Origin of the sequence: Streptomyces sp. 8N616, from assembly GCF_052246385.1 — a bacterium.
Taxonomy (GTDB): Bacteria; Actinomycetota; Actinomycetes; order Streptomycetales; family Streptomycetaceae; genus Streptomyces.
This window is the reverse complement of record NZ_JBQQBY010000012.1, coordinates 77736-96703: the sequence shown is the minus strand read 5'-3', so window position 1 is coordinate 96703 and position 18968 is coordinate 77736. Positions and strand designations below refer to the sequence as shown.

General features: G+C 70.6%; 17 protein-coding genes, 1 tRNA gene and 1 pseudogene. 13 read left to right on the top strand and 6 right to left on the bottom strand.

Translation table 11 applies throughout. The features are described from left to right. The first annotated feature begins 8 nt into the window (after positions 1–8). The 5 genes from ACTWQC_RS13335 to ACTWQC_RS13315 all read left to right on the top strand — a co-directional run bounded on the left by ACTWQC_RS13335 (position 9) and on the right by ACTWQC_RS13315 (position 2546). Complete coding sequence (locus tag ACTWQC_RS13335) at positions 9–524, top strand: hypothetical protein (RefSeq protein WP_443315853.1); 516 nt, start codon at positions 9–11, stop codon at positions 522–524. After that, the gene (locus ACTWQC_RS13330; protein ID WP_443315852.1) at positions 524–1084 is read left to right on the top strand and encodes a hypothetical protein; all 561 of its coding nucleotides are present in this window, start codon (positions 524–526) and stop codon (positions 1082–1084) included. Before ACTWQC_RS13335 ends, ACTWQC_RS13330 begins: the two co-directional genes overlap by 1 nt. After that, a complete protein-coding gene (locus tag ACTWQC_RS13325; RefSeq protein ID WP_443315851.1) occupies positions 1081–1257 on the top strand; it encodes a hypothetical protein in 177 nt (58 codons plus the stop codon). The genes ACTWQC_RS13330 and ACTWQC_RS13325 overlap by 4 nt, the downstream gene beginning before the upstream one ends. A 108-nt stretch (positions 1258–1365) precedes the next feature. Next, on the top strand, positions 1366–1836 hold the full coding sequence (locus ACTWQC_RS13320) for a hypothetical protein (protein WP_443315850.1): 471 nt from the start codon (positions 1366–1368) through the stop codon (positions 1834–1836). Between the two features lie 14 nt (positions 1837–1850). Next, positions 1851–2546: a MauE/DoxX family redox-associated membrane protein gene (locus ACTWQC_RS13315; RefSeq protein ID WP_443315849.1), complete on the top strand. Its 696-nt coding sequence runs from the start codon at positions 1851–1853 to the stop codon at positions 2544–2546. On the opposite strand, the pseudogene ACTWQC_RS13310 reads toward ACTWQC_RS13315, so the two are convergent. Next, a pseudogene (locus ACTWQC_RS13310) lies at positions 2454–2882 on the bottom strand (AIR synthase-related protein); the annotation flags it as partial. The gene ACTWQC_RS13315 and the pseudogene ACTWQC_RS13310 overlap by 93 nt on opposite strands. 118 nt (positions 2883–3000) lie before the next feature. Here ACTWQC_RS13310 and ACTWQC_RS13305 point away from each other — a divergent pair. The 4 genes from ACTWQC_RS13305 to ACTWQC_RS13290 all read left to right on the top strand — a co-directional run bounded on the left by ACTWQC_RS13305 (position 3001) and on the right by ACTWQC_RS13290 (position 6188). Then, a tRNA-Sec gene (locus tag ACTWQC_RS13305) sits at positions 3001–3095 on the top strand. A gap of 23 nt (positions 3096–3118) precedes the next feature. Then, complete coding sequence (selA, locus tag ACTWQC_RS13300; protein ID WP_443315848.1) at positions 3119–4402, top strand: L-seryl-tRNA(Sec) selenium transferase; 1284 nt, start codon at positions 3119–3121, stop codon at positions 4400–4402. After that, positions 4399–5604, top strand: a complete 1206-nt coding sequence (selB, locus tag ACTWQC_RS13295; RefSeq protein ID WP_443315847.1) for a selenocysteine-specific translation elongation factor — start codon at positions 4399–4401, stop codon at positions 5602–5604. The genes selA and selB overlap by 4 nt, the downstream gene beginning before the upstream one ends. After that, positions 5571–6188, top strand: a complete 618-nt coding sequence (locus ACTWQC_RS13290; RefSeq protein WP_443315846.1) for a SelB domain-containing protein — start codon at positions 5571–5573, stop codon at positions 6186–6188. The genes selB and ACTWQC_RS13290 overlap by 34 nt, the downstream gene beginning before the upstream one ends. Before the next feature lie 105 nt (positions 6189–6293). Here the strand turns inward: ACTWQC_RS13290 and ACTWQC_RS13285 are convergent, their stop codons facing one another. After that, positions 6294–9443 (bottom strand): alpha-N-acetylglucosaminidase, encoded by a 3150-nt coding sequence (locus ACTWQC_RS13285; protein ID WP_443315925.1) that lies wholly within the window; start codon positions 9441–9443, stop codon positions 6294–6296. 231 nt (positions 9444–9674) lie between these two features. On the opposite strand from ACTWQC_RS13285, the gene ACTWQC_RS13280 reads away from it, so the two are divergent. Further along, the gene (locus ACTWQC_RS13280; RefSeq protein ID WP_443315845.1) at positions 9675–10121 is read left to right on the top strand and encodes a hypothetical protein; all 447 of its coding nucleotides are present in this window, start codon (positions 9675–9677) and stop codon (positions 10119–10121) included. A gap of 71 nt (positions 10122–10192) precedes the next feature. Here the strand turns inward: ACTWQC_RS13280 and ACTWQC_RS13275 are convergent, their stop codons facing one another. Then, positions 10193–11677 (bottom strand): DUF1996 domain-containing protein, encoded by a 1485-nt coding sequence (locus ACTWQC_RS13275; protein ID WP_443315844.1) that lies wholly within the window; start codon positions 11675–11677, stop codon positions 10193–10195. A gap of 503 nt (positions 11678–12180) precedes the next feature. Between ACTWQC_RS13275 and ACTWQC_RS13270 the strand changes: the two genes are divergently transcribed. Beyond that, positions 12181–13443, top strand: a complete 1263-nt coding sequence (locus ACTWQC_RS13270) for an IPT/TIG domain-containing protein (RefSeq protein WP_443315843.1) — start codon at positions 12181–12183, stop codon at positions 13441–13443. Between the two features lie 112 nt (positions 13444–13555). On the opposite strand, the gene rfbC is transcribed toward ACTWQC_RS13270, so the two are convergent. Next, positions 13556–14170 carry a dTDP-4-dehydrorhamnose 3,5-epimerase gene (gene rfbC, locus ACTWQC_RS13265; protein ID WP_443315842.1) on the bottom strand — a complete coding sequence of 205 codons (615 nt, stop codon included), beginning with the start codon at positions 14168–14170 and terminating at the stop codon, positions 13556–13558. Then, the gene (rfbA, locus tag ACTWQC_RS13260; RefSeq protein ID WP_443315841.1) at positions 14167–15048 is read right to left on the bottom strand and encodes a glucose-1-phosphate thymidylyltransferase RfbA; all 882 of its coding nucleotides are present in this window, start codon (positions 15046–15048) and stop codon (positions 14167–14169) included. Before rfbA ends, rfbC begins: the two co-directional genes overlap by 4 nt. Before the next feature lie 162 nt (positions 15049–15210). On the opposite strand from rfbA, the gene rfbB reads away from it, so the two are divergent. Beyond that, the gene (gene rfbB, locus ACTWQC_RS13255; protein ID WP_443315840.1) at positions 15211–16194 is read left to right on the top strand and encodes a dTDP-glucose 4,6-dehydratase; all 984 of its coding nucleotides are present in this window, start codon (positions 15211–15213) and stop codon (positions 16192–16194) included. Next, complete coding sequence (gene rfbD / locus ACTWQC_RS13250; RefSeq protein WP_443315839.1) at positions 16194–17123, top strand: dTDP-4-dehydrorhamnose reductase; 930 nt, start codon at positions 16194–16196, stop codon at positions 17121–17123. The genes rfbB and rfbD overlap by 1 nt, the downstream gene beginning before the upstream one ends. Positions 17124–17148: 25 nt before the next feature. Here the strand turns inward: rfbD and ACTWQC_RS13245 are convergent, their stop codons facing one another. Then, positions 17149–18960 (bottom strand): DUF4012 domain-containing protein, encoded by a 1812-nt coding sequence (locus ACTWQC_RS13245; protein WP_443315838.1) that lies wholly within the window; start codon positions 18958–18960, stop codon positions 17149–17151. Positions 18961–18968: the final 8 nt, after the last annotated feature.

Here is an 18968-nt window from a genome sequence, read left to right as displayed (position 1 = left end):
GCGCATCCATGTCTGCCACCCTCGCTTTGGTGATCCTCAGTTGGATCGCGATCGTCATTCTCTATCTCGCTCTCGCCGCGGTGCTGCGAGAAGTGCGGATGCTGCGGCGGCGGCTGGACGAGCGGGCCGCCACCGCGGCGCCCCCCGCGGAGCTGGTGCTGCCCCCGTCGTTCGTGGAACGCATCGCGGAACCGGGCCGGGAGCGAACGGTGCTGGTCGCCGACGCCGGCTGCCCCCTGTGCCGGCACGCCGCCGCCGTCCTTGCGGAGATGGCGACACCGGACTTCCGGCCGGTGCTGCTCACCTACGAGCCGCCGGAGCGGTGGTCGTCGCTGCCCGACGCGCTGGAGCTCGTCCAGGACCGCGACGCGTGGTCGTCGCTGGCCCACCTGAGTCCGCCCGTACTCCTGACCGTCGGCACCGACGGCACCATCGGCTCGCTGCACCTCCCGAGCAGCGAGCGCGACATCGCCGGTGCACTCGCGGTCACCCCCTCCGCCCCACCGATGGAAAGGTCGTCGTGATGACGTCACACCTGGCTGAAATACCCTTGGTCAACCGGAATGATGACGGTGACCTGCAGCCCACCACGGCGCTCCGCGGGCTGAAGAAGCCCGCCTCGCGCAGAAGTGTGCTGCGCGGCATGGCCGCATCGGCGCTCACCGTGGGGGCTCTCTCGCTCACATGGGGCAACAGCGGGCGGGCCTTCGCCGAGGAGAGTCCGGGTGGGCTGACGGGCTGGGACCGCAACGACTGCAAGGACGCCTACCCCAGCGGCTATGACGAGCAGGCGGACGAGGGCGGTCAGTTCAAGGACGCCCCCGGGGCGTGCTTCGGCGGGCCGGTCTCCAGCGATTACTGCGACGCCAACGGCTGGTACCGCGCCGACGAGGTGACGGAGGGTGACAAGGTCACCAAGTACGCGCCGGTCTCCACGATGTGCGGCGAGAGTGAGCAGAAGAACGCGTGGAAGTGGACGACTCCGGACGGCAAGGCGTACCGGTGCTCCGACGGGGAGATGACGGTGACTGCCGGCGGTGAGACCAACACCGTGTTCAGCATCTGCCGGGCTCTGGTGTCATGAGGCCGGCTTGCCGTCTGACCTGGCATCCCGCGACCGCAGCAGCACTGATCACTGCCGCCGCGGTCGGGGGCGTGGCCACCGCGCTGCCGCTGCCCGGCGCGGGGACGCACTTGCTGTGGCCCTGGCTGGTGACCGGCGCCGCGGCGGGGTTCGCGACCAGCGGCTCCACTTGAAGCCGCAACTCAGCCTCCGTGCTGGGCTCGTCGGTCTGGCGAGGTCTTCCCCCTTATGCTTTCGCGCTCGGCCTGGTGCTGGGCGGAGTGATCAGTGGCCTTGGTGTGATGCTCGTCGGTTCCGTGCTGCGCGCGGTGCTGCCGGTGACCGCCGTGGCCGGGGCCACCCTGGTGGTGCTGGTGGTGCTGGCCGCCCGGGAGTTCGGGTGGCCGCGGTTCCCGCTCCCACAGAACGGCCGGCTGGTCCCGGAGACCGTGTTCCGGCACGGCCGGTTCTTCGGTCCGCTGCAGTTCGGGATCGAGATGGGCACCGGCATGCGCACCTACGTGCCGTCCGGACTGCCCTACGCGGCTCTGGTGCTGGTAGCGGGGTTCGCCGGGCCCCTCACGGCGCTTGCGGCCGGTGCGGCGTTCGGTCTCGGCCGGGCGGCGATGGCCATCGGCTCGCTGTACTACGGCGCCGGCGGTGAGTGGGACCTGGCTTGGAGCACCTGGGAGAAGTGGCTGAAGGTCACGCTCGTGCTGGCCTTCACCGCGGGCCAGGCGGTGCTCGTGCTGCCGCTGCTGGTTCAACCGTAAGGAGACGATGGAAGATGAACTGGACGCTGCTCGGCGCCGTCGGCGCCACCGGCAGCGGGTTCGTCCTGCTGAACGCCGGGTGGTGGAAACTGCGCCACCGCCCGGCGTTCGCGCTGGTGCTGGGCGAGCACGGGCGGGTCATGGCCGCCAACGTCACCTGGCTGGCGTGGGCGCTGCCGGTCGCCGAGCTCGCGCTGGGCCTGGGGGCGATGACGCTCGTACTGCCGCCATCGACCCGCGGGGGACTGGTGTTCCCGCCGACGTGGCTGCCGATGCTCGGCATGGTCGTGCTGGGCGGGATCTTCGCCGGGTACGCCGGCGTGCAACTGAGGCGCGGCGGGCGTCCGCGCTGCGGCTGTCTGGACAGCCACGACCGGTTCGGCCCGCACACCGTGCTGCGCGCACTGGCGATCAGCCTCGGCGGACTGGGCGGGCTCGCCGGCCGGCTCACCGACGCCGACGGGACCGGCCCGCTGCCATCGCCCGTGTGGGCGATGACCGTCGTCGCCGGAGGTCTGATGGTGGCGGTCGTCCTCCAGGTCGGGCTGCCGCTGGTCGCGAATTCCGGTGACTCAGCGGGCGGTGAGTCAGCGGGCGGTGGCTCAGCGGGCGGTGGCTCAGCGGACGGTGATCGACGCCCGCCCCGCTGGCACCAACTCGCCGATCACCGGCGCACCCGGCACCTCACCGGCGACCAACAGCCCCCCTGACGTCTGTGCGTCGGCCAGCAGCAGCCGTTCGATCTCACCGACGGCCCCGAAGTCGACGTGGGGCTCCACCCAGGCGAGGTTGCGCCGGGTGCCACCCCTGACAAAGCCGTCCTTCGCCGCTTCCCTCGCACCGTCCAGATAGCCCACCGCATCGGCGTACAGCACCGCCGAGACCCCACTCGCCCGGACCAGCTTGTAGAGATGACCCAGCAGACCGAAACCCGTGACATCAGTGGCACATCGCACCTCTGCCGAAACGGCGGCCGCGCTCGCGCGGTCGTTGAGCTCCGTGATCGCCGCTATCGCCTGCGGAAAGACCTCGCCCGTGGCCGCGTGCCATGCACGCACAGCCGCCGCCGCGCGCGTACTGGGTGAGGCGGACCTCGGTACCGCAGATCGACTCCATGACTCCAGCCGATCACACGTGCTTCCCGCCCAGGGAAGCCCTCAACGTGGAGGCGTATGGCGCCTGGTGGCGCCCGCGGTCTTCAAAACCGACGTGGCCGGGGCTCCCGGCCAGGCGGGTTCGATTCCCGTCCGCCTCCGCCAGACTTCCACGACGGGCTCATGCGATGACTGATCCAAGGCGCCGTGTTCCCCGCACCGACGCACTGCTCGCCGCACCGGAACTGCACTCTGCCCTCACCCACTTGGGGCGAACCGCGGTCAAGGGCGTCGTCCACGCCGCGCAAGAGCGGGCCAGGCGGGGCGAGATCGCCCCCGGCGAGGTGCTCGCCGAGGTCGGGCGGACCTTGCCGCAGACCGCGAGCAGCCTGCAGGCGGTGATCAACGCGACCGGGGTCGTCGTGCATACCAACCTCGGCCGTGCCCCGCTGTCGGCCGCGGCCGTCGACGCCGTCGTCGCGGCCGCCGGGTACACCGACGTCGAGTTCGACCTTGCCTCCGGCAGCCGGGCACGCCGTGGCCGCGGCGTGCGCGAGGCGCTGATGGCGGCCGTGCCCGAGGCGGGTGACGTGCACGTGGTGAACAACAATGCCGCCGCGCTGGCGCTTGCCGCCGTCACCCTCGCCGGGGGGCGGGAGATCGTGATCAGCAGAGGCGAACTGGTCGCGATCGGCGATGGCTTCCGGCTGCCCGAGCTGATGGAGAGCACGGGCGCCCGGCTGCGCGAGGTCGGTACGACGAACCGAACCACCCTGGACGACTACCTCTCGGCGGTCGGTCGGGACACCGCGTTCGTGCTGAAGGTGCATCCGTCCAATTTCGTGGTGACCGGTTTCGTGCAGTCGGTCGGCGTCGCCGCTCTGTCCGCACTCGACGTTCCGGTTGTGGTCGACGTCGGATCCGGACTGCTGCGGCGGGACTCCGTACTGCCCGAGGAACCCGACGTGCAGAGCGCATTGCGGGCCGGCGCGGCGCTGGTGACCGCGAGTGGGGACAAACTGCTGGGTGGTCCGCAGGCCGGCCTGATCTTCGGCGAGGCCGGCATGGTCCGGCAGTTGGCCCGGCATCCACTGGCTCGCGCGCTGCGGACCGACAAGCTGACGCTGGCCGCGCTGGAGGCGACCGTGCGCGGCCCGCGCCCACCGGTCGTGCAGGCGCTGCACGCCGAGCCGGCCGGACTGCGGGCGCGCGCCCAGCGGATGGCGGCTCAGCTGTCCGGTGTGGACGCGCGCATCGTGGCCTCGACGGCCATGGTGGGTGGCGGCGGCGCGCCGGACGTGGTGCTTCCCAGCGTGGCGCTCAGCCTGCCCGAGCGGTACGGCGCAGCGCTGCGTGCCGGCACGCCGCCGGTCGTGGGCCGGGTGATGGACGGTCGTTGCCTGCTCGACCTGCGCACGATCGATCTGCACCAGGACGACCAGGTCGTCGACGCCATGCGCACCGCGTCGTGATCGTCGTAGCCACGGCCGGGCATGTCGACCACGGCAAGACAGCCCTGGTCCGCGCACTCACCGGCCGTGACCCGGACCGGCTCGCCGAGGAGCGACGCCGTGGGCTCACCCTGGATCTCGGGTTCGCGTGGTGCGACCTGCCGAGCGGGCGGCGGGCTGCCTTCGTCGACGTGCCGGGACACGAGCGGTACCTGCACACCATGCTGGCCGGACTCGGCCCCGTCCGTGCCGCGCTGCTGGCGGTGGCCGCGGACCAGGGCTGGGCCGCACAGACCGCCGAACACACCGACGCCCTGGCCGCCTTCGCCGTGCCGCAGCTGATTCTCGTGATCACCCGCTGCGACCTGGCCGATCCCGGACCCACGGCGGCCGTCGCCCGTCGTGAGCTGCTCATGCGCGGCCTCCCGGCTCCGGCTCCGGTGGCGACGAGCGCGCACACCGGCCAGGGTCTCGATGCGCTGCGCTCCGCGCTCGACCGGCTCTCTCCGGCGTGCCCGCCCGGTCCGGGACCGGTACGGCTGTGGGTGGACCGGGCCTTCACCGTCTCCGGCGCGGGCACCGTGGTGACCGGCACGCTGCTCGGCGGAACGCTGCGCGTCGGGGATCGGGTCGAGCTCTGCCCATCCGGTACGGAGGGCCCGATCGCGACCGTCCGGGGACTTCAGGTGTGCGAACGATCCGTGACGGAGGCCTCCGGGCCCACCCGCCTCGCGGTCAACCTCCGGCGCGTTCCGCTCGACGCGGTGCCCCGCGGCAGCGCCCTGCTCACTCCGGACGCATGGGTCGCCGGCACGCTGGTCGAAGTCCGGCTGCACGCCGTCGGCGCGAGCGCGAATCCACCGGCGCTGCCGGCCGAGGTCATGTGCCACCTCGGCACGGCCCGTCGCCCCGCCCGGCTGCGCCGGCTCGCCGACGACCTCGGCCGGCTCCGGCTGTCCGCACCGCTGCCGCTCCATGTGGGAGACCGGCTCGCGGTGCGCGACCCCGCCACTCGTGCGGTGCTGGGCGCAACCGTGCTGGACCCGATGCCCCCGCACATGGCCGGTCGTGGCGCCGCGGGGCGGCGCAGGGCGGCACTGGAATCCGCGACCGAAGACCGCTGCTCGCCGACGAGCTCACCCGCCGCGGCTTGGTCCGCAGCGCCGACGTGCGCCGTCTCGGCATCCCCTTGCCCGCCGGCTGGCCGGAGCAGGAATGGCTGATCGACCCCGAACGCCGGCGGCAGCTCGCCGAACGCCTGCTGATCCTGGTGCGGACCCACCACGAACAGCAGTCCGCCACGGCACCGGAACTCACCAGGGAACAGATACGGGACGCACTGGGACTCCCCGGCACCCGCGTCATCGACCTCATCATGTCGCCCCAGCTCAGGGAAGACCACGGCCGCGTCGGCCTGGCCGAAGCCCCCTTGCCGGCCGCATTGCACAGAGTCGCCGAGATCGCCCACCGGGAACTCGCCGCAGCGGGCCCGCGAGCGCCGACCGCCCACCGGTGGCGCGAGCTCGGGGTCAGCGCCGCCGAACTCCGCGCGCTGACCCGGCACGGTGTGCTCGTGCGACTGGCACCGGACGTCTACCTCATCCCGGACGCGATAGAGCAGGCCATCGCCGTACTCCAGCGGCTGCCCGCACCCTTCCGCGTAAGCCACGCACGAACCGCCCTGGCCGCACCACGACGCGTCGTCGTCCCCCTGCTGGAACACCTCGATCGCCAAGGCATCACCGAGAAAGTCACCGACGACGGCCACCGACGACTGCGCCGGCCAACGCACCGTGCAACGACCTGACGCGGACGGCTCAGTGCTGCGCCACCAGCTTGACGCCCACGACCGTCAAGCCGATGACCGTGTCCAGCGCGCCTGCCACCAGGGCCGCGACCGGATGGCCCGTGCTCATCCGGCGGGAGCGGAGTCCGGGGAGCCCGCAGAGCCCTTGGCCTCCTCCGGCTCCGTCAGTTCCCAGCCGCTGAACTCGACCGTCCCGCGCGCGCCGTTCCCGCCGTTCGCCGCCGACATGAACAACCCCACGTCCTGCCGGCCGGCCGCGCCCGGCACGGAAACCGTCCCCACCGTGCGCCAGCCGGCGCCGCCGTCCGCCGAGAACTCCCCGGTGTACGCGCCCGAGTCCGCGTCGCGCGAGAGCCGGAGCAGAACCGGGGCCCGTACGCCCGTGACGCGCTGGTAGGCGTCCAGCGTTCCGTCGCCGTTCGTGTCGTACGACAGGACCACCCCGTTGGCCGGGGTCACCGACAGGTTGAGGAAGCCGGGGGAGCCGGCCGTCGCGAGGCTGTTGCGGGCGATGAGCCCGGAGCGCGCCCAGGGTCCCGTGACGGCCTGCGCGTCGACCCGTACGGTCACGGCCGTGCCGCCCGCCAGCGCGCCCTCGCGGTAGACGGCGCCGAACTCCGCCGTCGCGCGCCACAGATCCGCGCCCGCCCCGTCGATGCCGATGCGGTCGTCGAGCTGCCCGAAGACGGCCTCGTTGTTCGTGACGGTCCTCCAGCCGTCCGCCAGCGGGCCCGCCACCCACAGCGCGCCGGGGTGGACGACCCGCACCCGGTCCTCGCCCTCCGGGCCGTACTCCGTGCTCAGGTCGTACGGCAGCGGTTTCAGCGGCCGGTCCAGGGGCTCGTCGGGGGCGGTCGCGCGCCAGCGGACCGTGCCGCTGCCGCCCGGCTCCACGCGCGGCAGCGACGGGGAGCCCTCGGGCTCGGCGTCGACGCCGGACAGGGTGAAGTCGATGCGGCCGGTTGCGGACAGGCCGTTGACGTTGCGGAAGGCGGCGGCGACCTGCGCGGCGCCGCCCGGCGGCAGCGTGGACGGCTCGGCGGTGACCGTAACCCGGCCCTGGTACGGGGCCGTGGCCAGCACGTCGCGCACCCGCCGCGCCGTGCGGTACGCGTCGCTCACCGGCCGCAGCGGATAGCCCTTGCGCTCGCGCGTCCACGGTTCCTCGACCGCGTACCAGTCGAAGGACTTCGGCGCGCGGTTCTCGGCGAGGGCGTCCTCCAGCTCCTCGAGGAAGGCCCGCCACTGGGGGAGGTGGAAGTCGCCGATGAGGCCGTTCCAGTCGCGGTTGGCGTAATTGGCGAGCCGCCCGCCGTCCGCCGTGGCCCGGTCCGCCCAGGTGGTCACGAGCACCCGCGCCGTCCGCTCCAGCCGCGCCGACTCGGTCTCACCCGTGGCCATCCGCCTGGCGTCCTCCAGCCACGGCCCGAGCAGGAAGAGGCGGTGCGCCCCGGTCACGTCCTCGCTCAGCGCCATCAGCTTCAGCCACAGCCGGGCCAGGGCGCGGAAGGTGCCCAGGTGCTTGCGCTCGTAGGCGATCCGCAGCTGGGGCAGCAGCTGCCAGGAGCGGTTCGCGAGGGCCTGGCGCGCGGCGTCGGCGAGGTCGTAGCGGTACGCGTCCGAGCCGCGCAGCCCCTCCCGTACGCCGAGCAGCGCGGCGAAGGCGGCGTCGAACCCGGCCGGGTCGAAGGCGGGGGTGTGGGTGGCGTAGTGCGTGCCGGAGGCGGCGGCGAGGCTGGGGCGGGAGGCGAAGATGGAGTCGTGCGGGCGGCCGTCCCGGCTGCTGATCTCGTACGCGGTGTCGCGCAGGGCGGCGAAGGCATCGCGCGCGTGCCCGTCGCGTCCGCCGTACCGCAGGTCCGCATAGCCGTCGAACCAGGCGGCGCGCTCGACCGGCTCGCTCCGCCAGGCCAGCTCGCTGAAGAGCTCCAGGGCCGCCGGGTCGCGCTCGACGGCCTCGGGCATGTAGGCGACGCCGGTGAGCCTGCTGCCCGGCTTGTCGCGCCAGGCGGTGAAACGCTCCGCCCACATATGGGTCTTGGCGCCGATCGTCGTGCGCCCGCCGAAGTTGGGGATGGTGCCGAAGGCGTACGGCGTGCCGCCCCAGTCGTCCTCGCGGTCGGTCACCGTCTCCAGGTCGGAGAGCCCGTCCACGACCAGCATCCGGTCCTTGTCGACGGCGTCGAGGAGGTCGCGGCGCGGGTTGTCCTGCCAGCCGAGGATGACCCAGGTGGCGCCGGGCCGGGCGGTCTGCAGGGCCCGCTCGACGGCGCGCGCCGCGTCCGGCACGGGCACGTCCCCCGCGCTGCCGCCCTCGTGCAGCAGGTCCATCTTGAAATGGGATGCGGGGCCGAAGAGTTCTTCCTGGTGGCGGTAGAAGGCGGCGGCCACGTCGCGGAAGGCCTCGGTCCGCGGGTCGAGCCAGTCCGGGCGCTTCAGGCCCGCCCAGGTGCCCTGCGGGACGGTACGGGCCCCGGGGTTGCGCTCCGCGAAGCCGTCGGGGACGGTGCCGAAGTAGCCGGGGAGCACCGGCGCCATGCCGAGCTCGCGCATCCGGCCGGTGATCCTGCGGCCCAAGTCGGTCCGCCTGGCGAGGAGTTCGGGGCTGACCGGGCCGCCGTACGCGCTCATGTTCTGCAGTAGCCACCACGGCTGGTGGGAGGGGGCGGGGAGCCAGGCCCGCGCCTCCTCGTCCGAGTAGCCGAAGTCCCGGAGGAGGCGGTGGTAGACGGCTTCCTGGCCCGGGGTGACGAGGATCTGGTTGAAGCCGTGCAGCGCCATGACGTCGATGAGCCGCTCCCAGCGCGGCCAGTCGGCGTACGGGCCCGTGTAGCCGTCGTGTGTGTCGTTGAACGCGAAGCGGCTCTGCACGGTCGCGGACCGCTCGAGGGGGCGGGCGGGCGCGGGCAGCCGGCGCGGGAGGTTCGCTTGCGTGCCCGCCCAGGAGATGAGCGCCCCGCAGACGTACTTGAGGTACCAGTGGACGCCGGTGAGCAGCACCGCGGGGCTGGTGCCCGACACCTCGATACGGCCGGTGGAGCCGGAGACGCGGAAGCGCTCGCGCCGTTCGTTCCCCCCGGCGAGCATCTTCAGCCGGAACTGGTCGGCGTGGCGGGGCAGCAGACGCCCCAGCGCGGCCAGCGCCGGGGCGGTGATGAGGGTCTTCGGTTCTGCGGCGGCCGCGGGCGGGCCGCTGCCGAGGGCCGCGGCGGCGCCGAGCGCTCCCGCGGTCCCGAGTAGAGTCCGTCTGGCCATCCGGCGGCTGAGCGGATCGGTCACGTGCGCTCCCCACTGTGCGTGACGATGCGGTGGTGCGGCGTCATGTGTGTGCGGGGTGCACGTTAATGAGGGGGCCAAGGGGGAGCAATGGGGCGCGCGACAGGGGCGCCCGGAGGGAGAACTGAGTGATCCGTCCGCGGTTCCCGTAGGGGGAAGTGGCGGCGTGTGCCGTCATCCCTTGAGTTGAGTCCCGTCAGGAGGTCATCGATGCGAGCACTGAGGCGTATTCCGAGCCGTGCCGCCGTCCTGTCCGCCGTGCTGCTGCTCGCGGCCGGGTGCGGCGGGGAGGACGACGGCGAGAAGGTGCCGAAGACGGCGACGGGGACCGTGGAGCAGCTGGCCGAGAAGGCCAAGTGCAAGCCCGATATGCAGATCGACGCGACGGAGATCCGGCAGGGCATCTGCAAGACGCGGGGCGGGAAGTACGTGCTGGCGACGTTCAAGACGAACATCGGCCAGCAGAACTGGCTGAGCAGTGCGCAGGCCTACGGCGGCTCGTATCTGGTGGGCCGCAAGTGGGTCGCGGTGGGCGACCCGAAGGTGATCGGATCGCTGCGCGGCCGGCTCGGCGGGGAGGTCGAGACCGCGCCTGATCACGGTCACTCCTCTGGCGGAGGTCCTTCGCACAAGGAGCACAGCGGGCATCAGGGGTAACGACCGGGCTCCCCCAGCTTCCGCTGGGGGAGCCCGAGAACCGCTATCCGGTCAGGGTCTGCCGGACGGCTCTACTGGCACTGCCGTCCCTCGTTGATGCAGTCCACAGCCTCCTGCATCAGTTCTTCGGAGAAGACGTTGATGAAGTCACCGTGGTCGGTGATCGGCTTGTGCAACTGGTCCGGGAAGGAGTCGACCGCGAAGTTGGGCTCCGGCTGGACGTCGTAGACGAGCCGCTGCACGAGCTGCGGGATCGCCTGGAAGCCGTTGTCGCAGGAGCCGTCCTCATTGGCGAAGTCGACGTGCGTACGGTGGTTGGCGCTGTCGATGTTCTGACCGTCCCAGCAGCTCTGGAACTTGGACGTGCGCACCACCTGCTCGCCCTCCGGGCAGAGCGGGTACTTGTCCTTCAGCTGCACCTGGTCCTCGAATCCGGTGCAGCTCCACGAGGCATTGGCGTTGGCGTCACCGTTGGTGAATGCCTTGGCGTCACCGGTGATGATGCGCAGGAGCCGCGGCATCGCCACGACGTCGCCGGCCGGGTTGCCCTTGAATTCAAGGGTCACCTCCGACGGCGTCTGGATCGTGCCGATATTGCCGTCCTGACCACCGCCGGGAGCATTCGCGTCCTGCTCGTCCTGGCCGTCCTGCACACGCAGCACCGGCCAGAAGTAGGTGGACTGGTCTCCCTGGTTCTGGCAGCTGGTATCACCGTTGACGAGGTCGTCGTCACTCACGAAGGCGCCGGTTTCCTGGTTGCCCACGTAGTCGTGCATGTGCTGGGCACCATTGCTCACGCCAGGCGCGACGATGACGTTGTCCGAGTTGCGCGGGGCGCTCTCGACGCCGCAGTCGGTGGTGAAGGTGCCGGTCGAGGCGCCCTGCTGCTCCTGCGGCTCCTGGACGTTCGGCTCGACCTGGGTGATGTCTACGAAGTCCTCGGGGGAGGGTCCGCCGGCCTGCACTTCGCCGCCCTGGTCCTGTCCGGCCTGGTCCTGGCCTCCGTCCTGTCCGGCCTGGTCCTCGCCGCCCTGGTCCTGGCCGCCGTCCTGGGCCTGGTCGTCACCGGCCTGGTTCTGGCCGTCGTCCGCGACGGCGCCGCCCTCCTTGAGCTGGCACTCGGCCATCTGGTCGAGGCCCTGGGGGGCGTCGTTGCCAATGGACGAGGAGATGTCGTCGATGGTGGTCCTGCGCTGTTCCGCGAGCGGATCGAGAACCGAGTTCTGCACGAAGTTCGGATCGCTTTCCGCGGCATCCCGGTTCTGGACCATCTTCTCGTACGCATCGCCGACCTGCGTGTCGAGCTCCGCGAGCTTGTTGTCCACCTCCGACTGCGCATCTTGCGGTACTTCGGTTACCTGATCTCGCACCTCCGGACAGTCGATGGTGGAGGCATTCTGTACCTCGGCCGGCTGTTCCTGGGAGGAGTCGCCCCCCTGACCGGCGGAGGCGGAGACGTTGATGGCTATCAACCCACCGCCTCCCAGCAGGAGGGCGGCCGCCGCGGCGATCGCCCTGCCTGCCACAGTGGAGCGTTTGTGCGATTTGAGTTTCATGGAACCCCTCTACGTCGTTCCGGAAGATGGGGGGCCTCCCGGTTCGGAGAAGCTCCGTTTCATACGGCGAGGGGTGCGGCCGTGTTCAGGAGCGGATGCGGGTTCGTGGGATTCGCCAACGGCATTTGGTCCCAGGGCCGGTCATATCGGGCCGGTCCGCCTAAGCGGTCCTGGCGGCGACGGCCCCGCCCCAGCGGCGCACTTCAGCGCAAAGTGAGTAATCCTGGCGCTAATTTACATATTCATACTTGGCGCTTTTGCTCTTTTGCGCCCTGATTGCGCCCTTTTGGTGTCTATCTCATATTCGGTTCTCTGGGAAGTGGCGGTGTGTCAGGGCGGCGCCGCGGGCCCACGCAGTGGCAAGGCCTATCGGCATGGCGCGCCCCCCTGTTTCTGCGCACTCCTCCACATAGGGCATCTCATGTCCGGAATCCGGGCCGGGGCAACCGGCGTCCCCCGAGCTGGGTGTGGCATGCACGCGATCAACAACGAAAGGCGAAACGATGCCGACCATCATTCTCATAGACCCGAGCGTGGGCCCGGCCGCGGGTGGCAACGCGGTCACCCTCCTCGGTTTCGGCTTCACGGGGGCTACCGCGGTCACGTTCGGGGCGACCAACGCCGCGAGTTTCACCGTGTGGACGGACAACGTGATCACCGCTGTGGCTCCGCCCGGTACCGGCACCGTCGGGGTGACGGTGTCCACACGCGCCGGAACCAGCAACTCCGTCCGATACACCTACACCCCGGCGCCGGTGCCGGTGCCGGTGATCACCTCGGTATCGCCCACCTCGGGGCCGGCTGCCGGTGGAAACACCGTTACCGTCACCGGTTCCGGCTTCACCGGCGCGACAGCGGTCAAGTTCGGCACGGCCAACGCCACCAGCTTCACGGGGACGGGAGACAACACCATCACCGCTGTGGCCCCGCCCGGCACCGGCACGGTGGGCATCACCGTCATCACCCCGGCCGGAGCGAGTAAATCCGTGTCGTACACCTATGTCCCGGCCGCGCCGGCGCCACCGGTTCTCACGGCCCTCAGCCCGACTTCGGGCCCAGCCGGCGGGGGCAACCCGGTCTCGCTCACCGGCTCCGGGTTCACGGGTGCCACGAGCGTGACGTTCGGAGGCGTCCCGGCGACCAGCTTCAGCGTGCTCTCCGACAGCTCCATCACCGCGATCACTCCCCCCGGGACCGGTACGGTCCAGGTCAGCGTCACCACTCCGCACGGCACCAGCAACACCCAGGCGTACACCTACACGCCTGCGACACCCACGCTCACCAGCCTGGTTCCGGAGACCGGGCCGGCCGCGGGCGGCACCCTCGTCGTGCTCAACGGCTCCGGGCTCAGCGGCGCCACGAGCGTGAACTTCGGCACCACCCCGGCGACCGAATTCACCGTGGTGTCGGACAGCGCGATTGCTGCCATCGCGCCCGCGGGGACCGGGACTGTCCCTGTCACCGTGGACACACCCCTGGGCACCAGCAACACGCTGCCCTTCGTCTACGCTCCGGCCCCTCCGCCGAGCATCAACAGCCTGATTCCGGATACCGGTCCGGCGGCCGGCAGCAATCTGGTCTTCATCGACGGCTCCGGGTTCACCGGCGCCACCGCCGTGGACTTCGGCACCACACCGGCCGACGGCTTCGTGGTGGTGGGGGACGGCGTGATCGCGGCCACCGCACCGGCGGGCACCGGCACTGTTCAGGTCCAGGTCACCACGCCCAGCGGCACCAGTAACGCCGTAGCGTACGTGTATACCTGATCCGCTGGATCCGCTCAGTGGAGGGGCCTCGGCGCCGAGGCTCCTCCGCGATTCCGGCCGTGCGCCGGCCGGGCCGTCGGCCTGCCTCGCACGAGCAGGTACGGGACTGCCCTCAGAGCCGATCGTCAGTCCCGGCTCGCCGGCCACCGGTGAAGGCTCGGCAGGCGGCGAAGTCGGGGAGGATTCCGGACGCACGGGCCTCGATGAGTGACGGTGCGGCCTCGTCTGCGGGTGAAAGCTCCGTTGTCTCGAGGCGCCAGTCGATGGCCAGTTGGGGATCGTGCGGGTGCACGCGACGCTCGCTGCGGGGGTTGTAGGTGTCGGAGCAGAGGTAGCACACCATCGCACCCTCGGTCAGTGCGCAAAATCCGTGGCCCAGCCCTTCGGAGACATACAGGGCCCTGCGGGCGTGGTCGTCGAGGCGGACGCTCTCCCAGACCCCATATGTGGGAGACCCGACCCGCAGGTCGACAACCACGTCCAGGACCGCTCCTCGCACGCATGTCACGTATTTCGCCTGGCCCGGCGGCACATCGGCGAAGTGAATGCCCCGTACCACACCCCGTTTGGAGACCGACAGGTTCGCCTGAGCAAGGCGCAGCGGGTGGCCGACCTCCCCTGCGATCCGGTCGAAGCGGTACCACTCCAGGAACGTGCCTCGGGCGTCGTCGTGCTGGCGTGGTGTGACTTCCCATGCGCCATCGATACTGAGCTGACGCAGCCTCATCGCACGGCTCCTTGAGAGTCTTCGAGCAGGTCGAGCAGGTACAGGCCGTAGCCGCTCTTCATCAGCGGCCGGCTCAGTTCGCGCAGCTGGTCGTCCCCGATGAAGCCGACCCGCCAGGCCACCTCCTCAACACAGCCGATCTTGAAGCCCTGACGCTCCTCGATCACCCGGACATACTCCGATGCCTGTACGAGGGAGGCGAAGGTGCCTGTGTCGAGCCAGGCGGTACCGCGGTCCAGTCTGGTCACGTGGAGTTGCCCCCATCGCAGATACATCTCGTTGACCGCGGTGATCTCCAGTTCGCCGCGCTTGCTGGGAACCAGGCGGCTGGCGACCTCGACGACCCGGTTGTCGTAGAAGTACAGCCCTGGGACGGCGTACCGGGATCTGGGCGCGGTCGGCTTCTCCTCGATACGCACCGCCAGTCCGTTCTCGTCGAACTCCACCACGCCATAGGCGGCGGGATCGGCGACGGGATAGGCGAAGACATGCCCCCCGTCCGGATCGGTGCACGTGCGGAGGCGCGTCCCCAGGGATGTCCCGTGGAAAATGTTGTCGCCCAGGATGAGGGCCACCGATTCGTCGCCGATGAAGTCCGCGCCGACCACGAATGCCTGAGCGATACCTTCGGGCCGCTCCTGCGCGGCGTATTTCAGTTGCAGACCGAGATGTGAGCCGTCCCCGAGCAGCCGTTGGAACTGACGCTGGTCCTCGGACGTGGTGATCACGAGAATCTCGCGGATTCCGGCGAGCATCAGCGTGGCGAGCGGGTAGTAGACCATCGGTTTGTCGAAGACGGGCATGAGCTGCTTGGACATCGCTCGGGTCACGGGCCACAGCCTGGATCCCGTCCCACCGGCAAGGAGTATCCCGCGCATATTTTCCCACCAGCCCTCCGCATGCTCTGGAATTCCTCAGGATGCGGACCACCCCAGCCGGCCCGACCACAAGACATGAGGATGCATCAACCTCCGTCCAGCCACTGCGGATTCCCTGTTTTTTGCTCCACGGTGGATCCTTCTCGCTTACCGTTAACAGGTATGCGTCTGTTTGTGACCGGCGGGGCCGGGTTCATCGGCTCAGCGTTTGTCAGGTCCCTGCTCTCGGCTCCCGATGCCACGGAACATCCCCACATCACGGTTTTCGATAAGCTGACTTATTGCGGTGTCGCTGCCAACCTGGCCCCGATTGCAGCGCACCCCGGATACACATTCGTCCGAGGCGACATCTGCGACGCGAACACGATTGACGACGTGATAGCCGGCCACGACGCCGTGGTGCATTTCGCAGCCGAGTCGCATGTCGACCGGTCCATCAAGGGGGCCCGCCCTTTCGTGGTGACCAATGTGGTGGGGACCCAAGTCCTGCTGAATGCCGCCATGAGGCACCGCATCGGCCGCTTCCTGCACGTGTCGACGGACGAGGTGTACGGCTCGATCGCCACTGGCTCGTGGACCGAGGACAGCCCACTGGCGCCGAACTCGCCGTACGCCGCCTCCAAAGCGGGCTCTGACCTGCTCGCCCTCGCCTACCACCGGACCCATGGCATGGACGTGGTCGTCACCCGCTGCTCCAACAATTACGGGCCGTACCAGTTCCCGGAGAAGGTCATCCCGCTGTTCACCACGCATCTGCTGGAGGGTAAGCGCGTGCCGCTCTACGGTGACGGGCGCAACGCCCGCGACTGGTTGCATGTCTCGGACCACTGCCGGGGCATCGAGCTCGTCCTGCGCGGCGGCCGGGCCGGCGAGGTTTACCACATCGGCGGTGGCACCGAGCTCACCAACGCGGAGCTGACCGGGCTGCTGCTGGAGGCGACCGGCACGGGGTGGGAGATGGTGGACCGGGTGCCCGACCGCAAAGGCCACGACCTGCGGTACTCGCTGGACATCACCAAGATCGCCGAAGAACTGGGGTACACCCCGCAGGTGGGCTTCGCGCAGGGCTTGGCCGACACCGTGGCCTGGTACAGGAACAACCGGCACTGGTGGGAGCCGCTCAAAGCGAAGGCGGTGCCGGCGTGATGACCTCGCGGGACTCCGGCGCGCGCTCGCCGGAACGGGTGCGGTGGCTGGTCACCGGTGCGGGCGGCATGCTCGGACGTGACCTGGTCGCGGTGCTTTCCGCGGACCCGAGGGCCCGGGTGACCGCGCTGCGCAGAGCCGAGTTGGACATCACCGACGCAGACGCGGTGGCTGCGGCCGTGGCCGGGCACCACATGGTCGCCAACGCCGCCGCGTGGACCGACGTGGATGGCGCGGAAGCGGCCGAGGCGACGGCCACCGCCGTCAACGGTACGGGGGTGTGGCACCTGGCCGGCGCGTGCGCGCGAGCCGGTGCGCGGTTGTTGCATGTGTCCACCGATTATGTCTTCTGCGGGCAGGCTGCCGTGCCTTACCCGGAGGACGCCCCGACCTCGCCGCTGAACGCGTACGGGCGGAGCAAGTTGGCCGGCGAGCGGGCGATTGCCGAGCTGCTCCCGGAACTCGGGTACACCGTCCGCACCGCATGGCTGTACGGCGAGCACGGCGGCGGCTTCGTCGGCACGGTGCTGGACCTGGCCCGCCGACGGGAGAGGCTCGACGTGGTCGACGACCAGCACGGCCAGCCCACATGGTCGTATGTGCTGGCTCAGCGACTCGTCCAGCTGGGGTATGCCGCACTGGCGGGGAGCGCCCCGGCCGGTGTGTACCACGGCACCGCTTCGGGCTGGACGACCTGGTTCGCTCTCGCCCGCGCGGTCTTCGAGCTCACCGGCCTCGACCCCGAGCGGATCCGCCCGACCACCTCGGCCGCTTTCGTACGGCCCGCCGCCCGGCCCGCGTTCAGTGTGCTGGGGCATGACCGGTGGGCTGCGGCCGGATTCACTCCGCTCCCTCACTGGCGTACGTCACTCGCCCAGGCCCTGCGGCGCCCCGCTTTCGCCTCCGGGCCCGAGGTGCTGCCCGACTGAGAAGCGGGTACGACTCCTGCTCGGCTCACCGGCCCTCTGGCGACGCGCGGTTGATCCGGCAAGGTGCCGTGGACACCGTGGTGCTCTGGGGATGTGCCAGGGGTTGCGTGGGCGTGAGCGGGGGTGCTCCGGAAGCCGGTTCGCGGAGTTGCAGGTCGAGGGTGCGTGTTCGGCCGGGGCGAATCTCAACGGTGGCCGAGAAGACGGGGTGGTTCCTTTCCTGGTGGACGGACATCAGCAGGGTCCGGCCGTCGATGGATGCCTTGATCAACTGAGCGCCACGGGTGGCGTACAGAGAGGCCCAGGCGAGATTCGAGCCGCGGATGTGGGTGCGGTGCGGGGCGTCGCCTCGGTAGACGACGTAGTCCGGCAGTCCCCTGGCCGGCGCGGTGTTGGTGAGGCGGATGCGTACGCTGGTGTGGCGGGTGGCGCCCTGGCAGCGGCCGAGCCGGTAGTCCAGCGAGCGCCCAAGGTAGTAGTCGAGTTTGCTGGCGGCAGCGTTGTTCACGACCAAGTGCGCGAAGGGAGCGGCGGTGTCCGGGAGCACACCCCCGAGGGGGGTGGTGGCGAGCTGCCGTTGCTCCGGCACATGGCGGCTCCAGACGCGCAAGCGGCCGTCGGAGGCCATGGTCGTCAGTGCGCGCACTGTGGCGCTGGTGTTCAGCCGTCGGTGGAGCAGTGCTTCGCCCACGGATTTCGCGACCCGTGTGAGGGCCTTCTTGCGGGTGACCTTGTCGGGATAGTCGCTGTAGAGCTGTCGTTCGGTCAGGTCAAGGGCGTTCGCGGCCGTCAGCTGCCGCCCGTCCGGGAGGGAGACGGGGCCGGTGGCGGTGAGCAGGGTGGCGAGCCCGACGGGATCGGTGGCAATGGCACCGTCGGCTTGCCGGCCGGTGTGGTGATGCCAGAGCTCGGTCCAGATGCGCGCGGCGTAGGGGTAGTGGGGGGACAGGTTGGAGTTGGCCAGGAGCTGCGTGCTCGTGGCGTCCGAGTAGCGGAGGTCGAATTCGCGCCCGAGGCCGGCGACGGGCTCACGGACGCGGGGCAGGGCGTCGTTGGAAGCGAAGTCCTCGAATCGCAGGCGGCCGTTGTCGGCGGTGAGGATGGCGAAGGCTCCGACGAGACCGCCGGTGCCTCGTGCTTCGGCGTTGGTCTGAAGGGCGACGAAGTAGCGGCGGGGACGCTCCGCCCCCAGCATCCGCGGCAGCAGCCGGGAGACGTCGGCCGCGGTGGCCAGGGGCTCGTCGAGCCGGCTGATGTGCTGTGCCAGCTCCGTACGAGCCCGGTTGAGCCCGGCTATACCGGTGTGGGCCGGGGCGGCACTGAGCCCTTCCCGGATGGCCTTCACATGGTGAGCCGCGTCCGCAAGCCGGCCGGACGCGGCGCGCACGTCGGTGAGGCCGACCGTGGCGCCGCGCCCGGGAGAAGCCGCGCGGTGCAGTCCTCGGGCAGCCTCGGTGAGGGCAGGCAACACGTCGTAGGCGAACCTGTCCGCGGCCGAGGCCAGCTCCCGCGCCGTACGGGTGGGGCGGTCGACGAACGGCAGCCGTGTCGCGATGGCCCAGACAGGCCCTGAGGTGTTGCGCCGGGCGGAAGCCGCCCGGCGCTGGGCGATGGCCAGTTCGCGGTTGGCCCGCTCGAGGTTGCCGGAGACCAGATCGGCCCGGAACCGGCCGACCGCGGCACGCGCGACCGTCAAGTCGGTTCTGGCCTCGAGCCCGCTCATCACGAGCCAGCCGGCAAGGGCGGCGATGAACAGGCCGGCCGCTACGAGCCCGGCCAGCAGTCGGCGACGGCGCCGTCGGTTCGGGTGGGTGTGCTCGCTCTGCTCGGTCGACATCGGCTCGG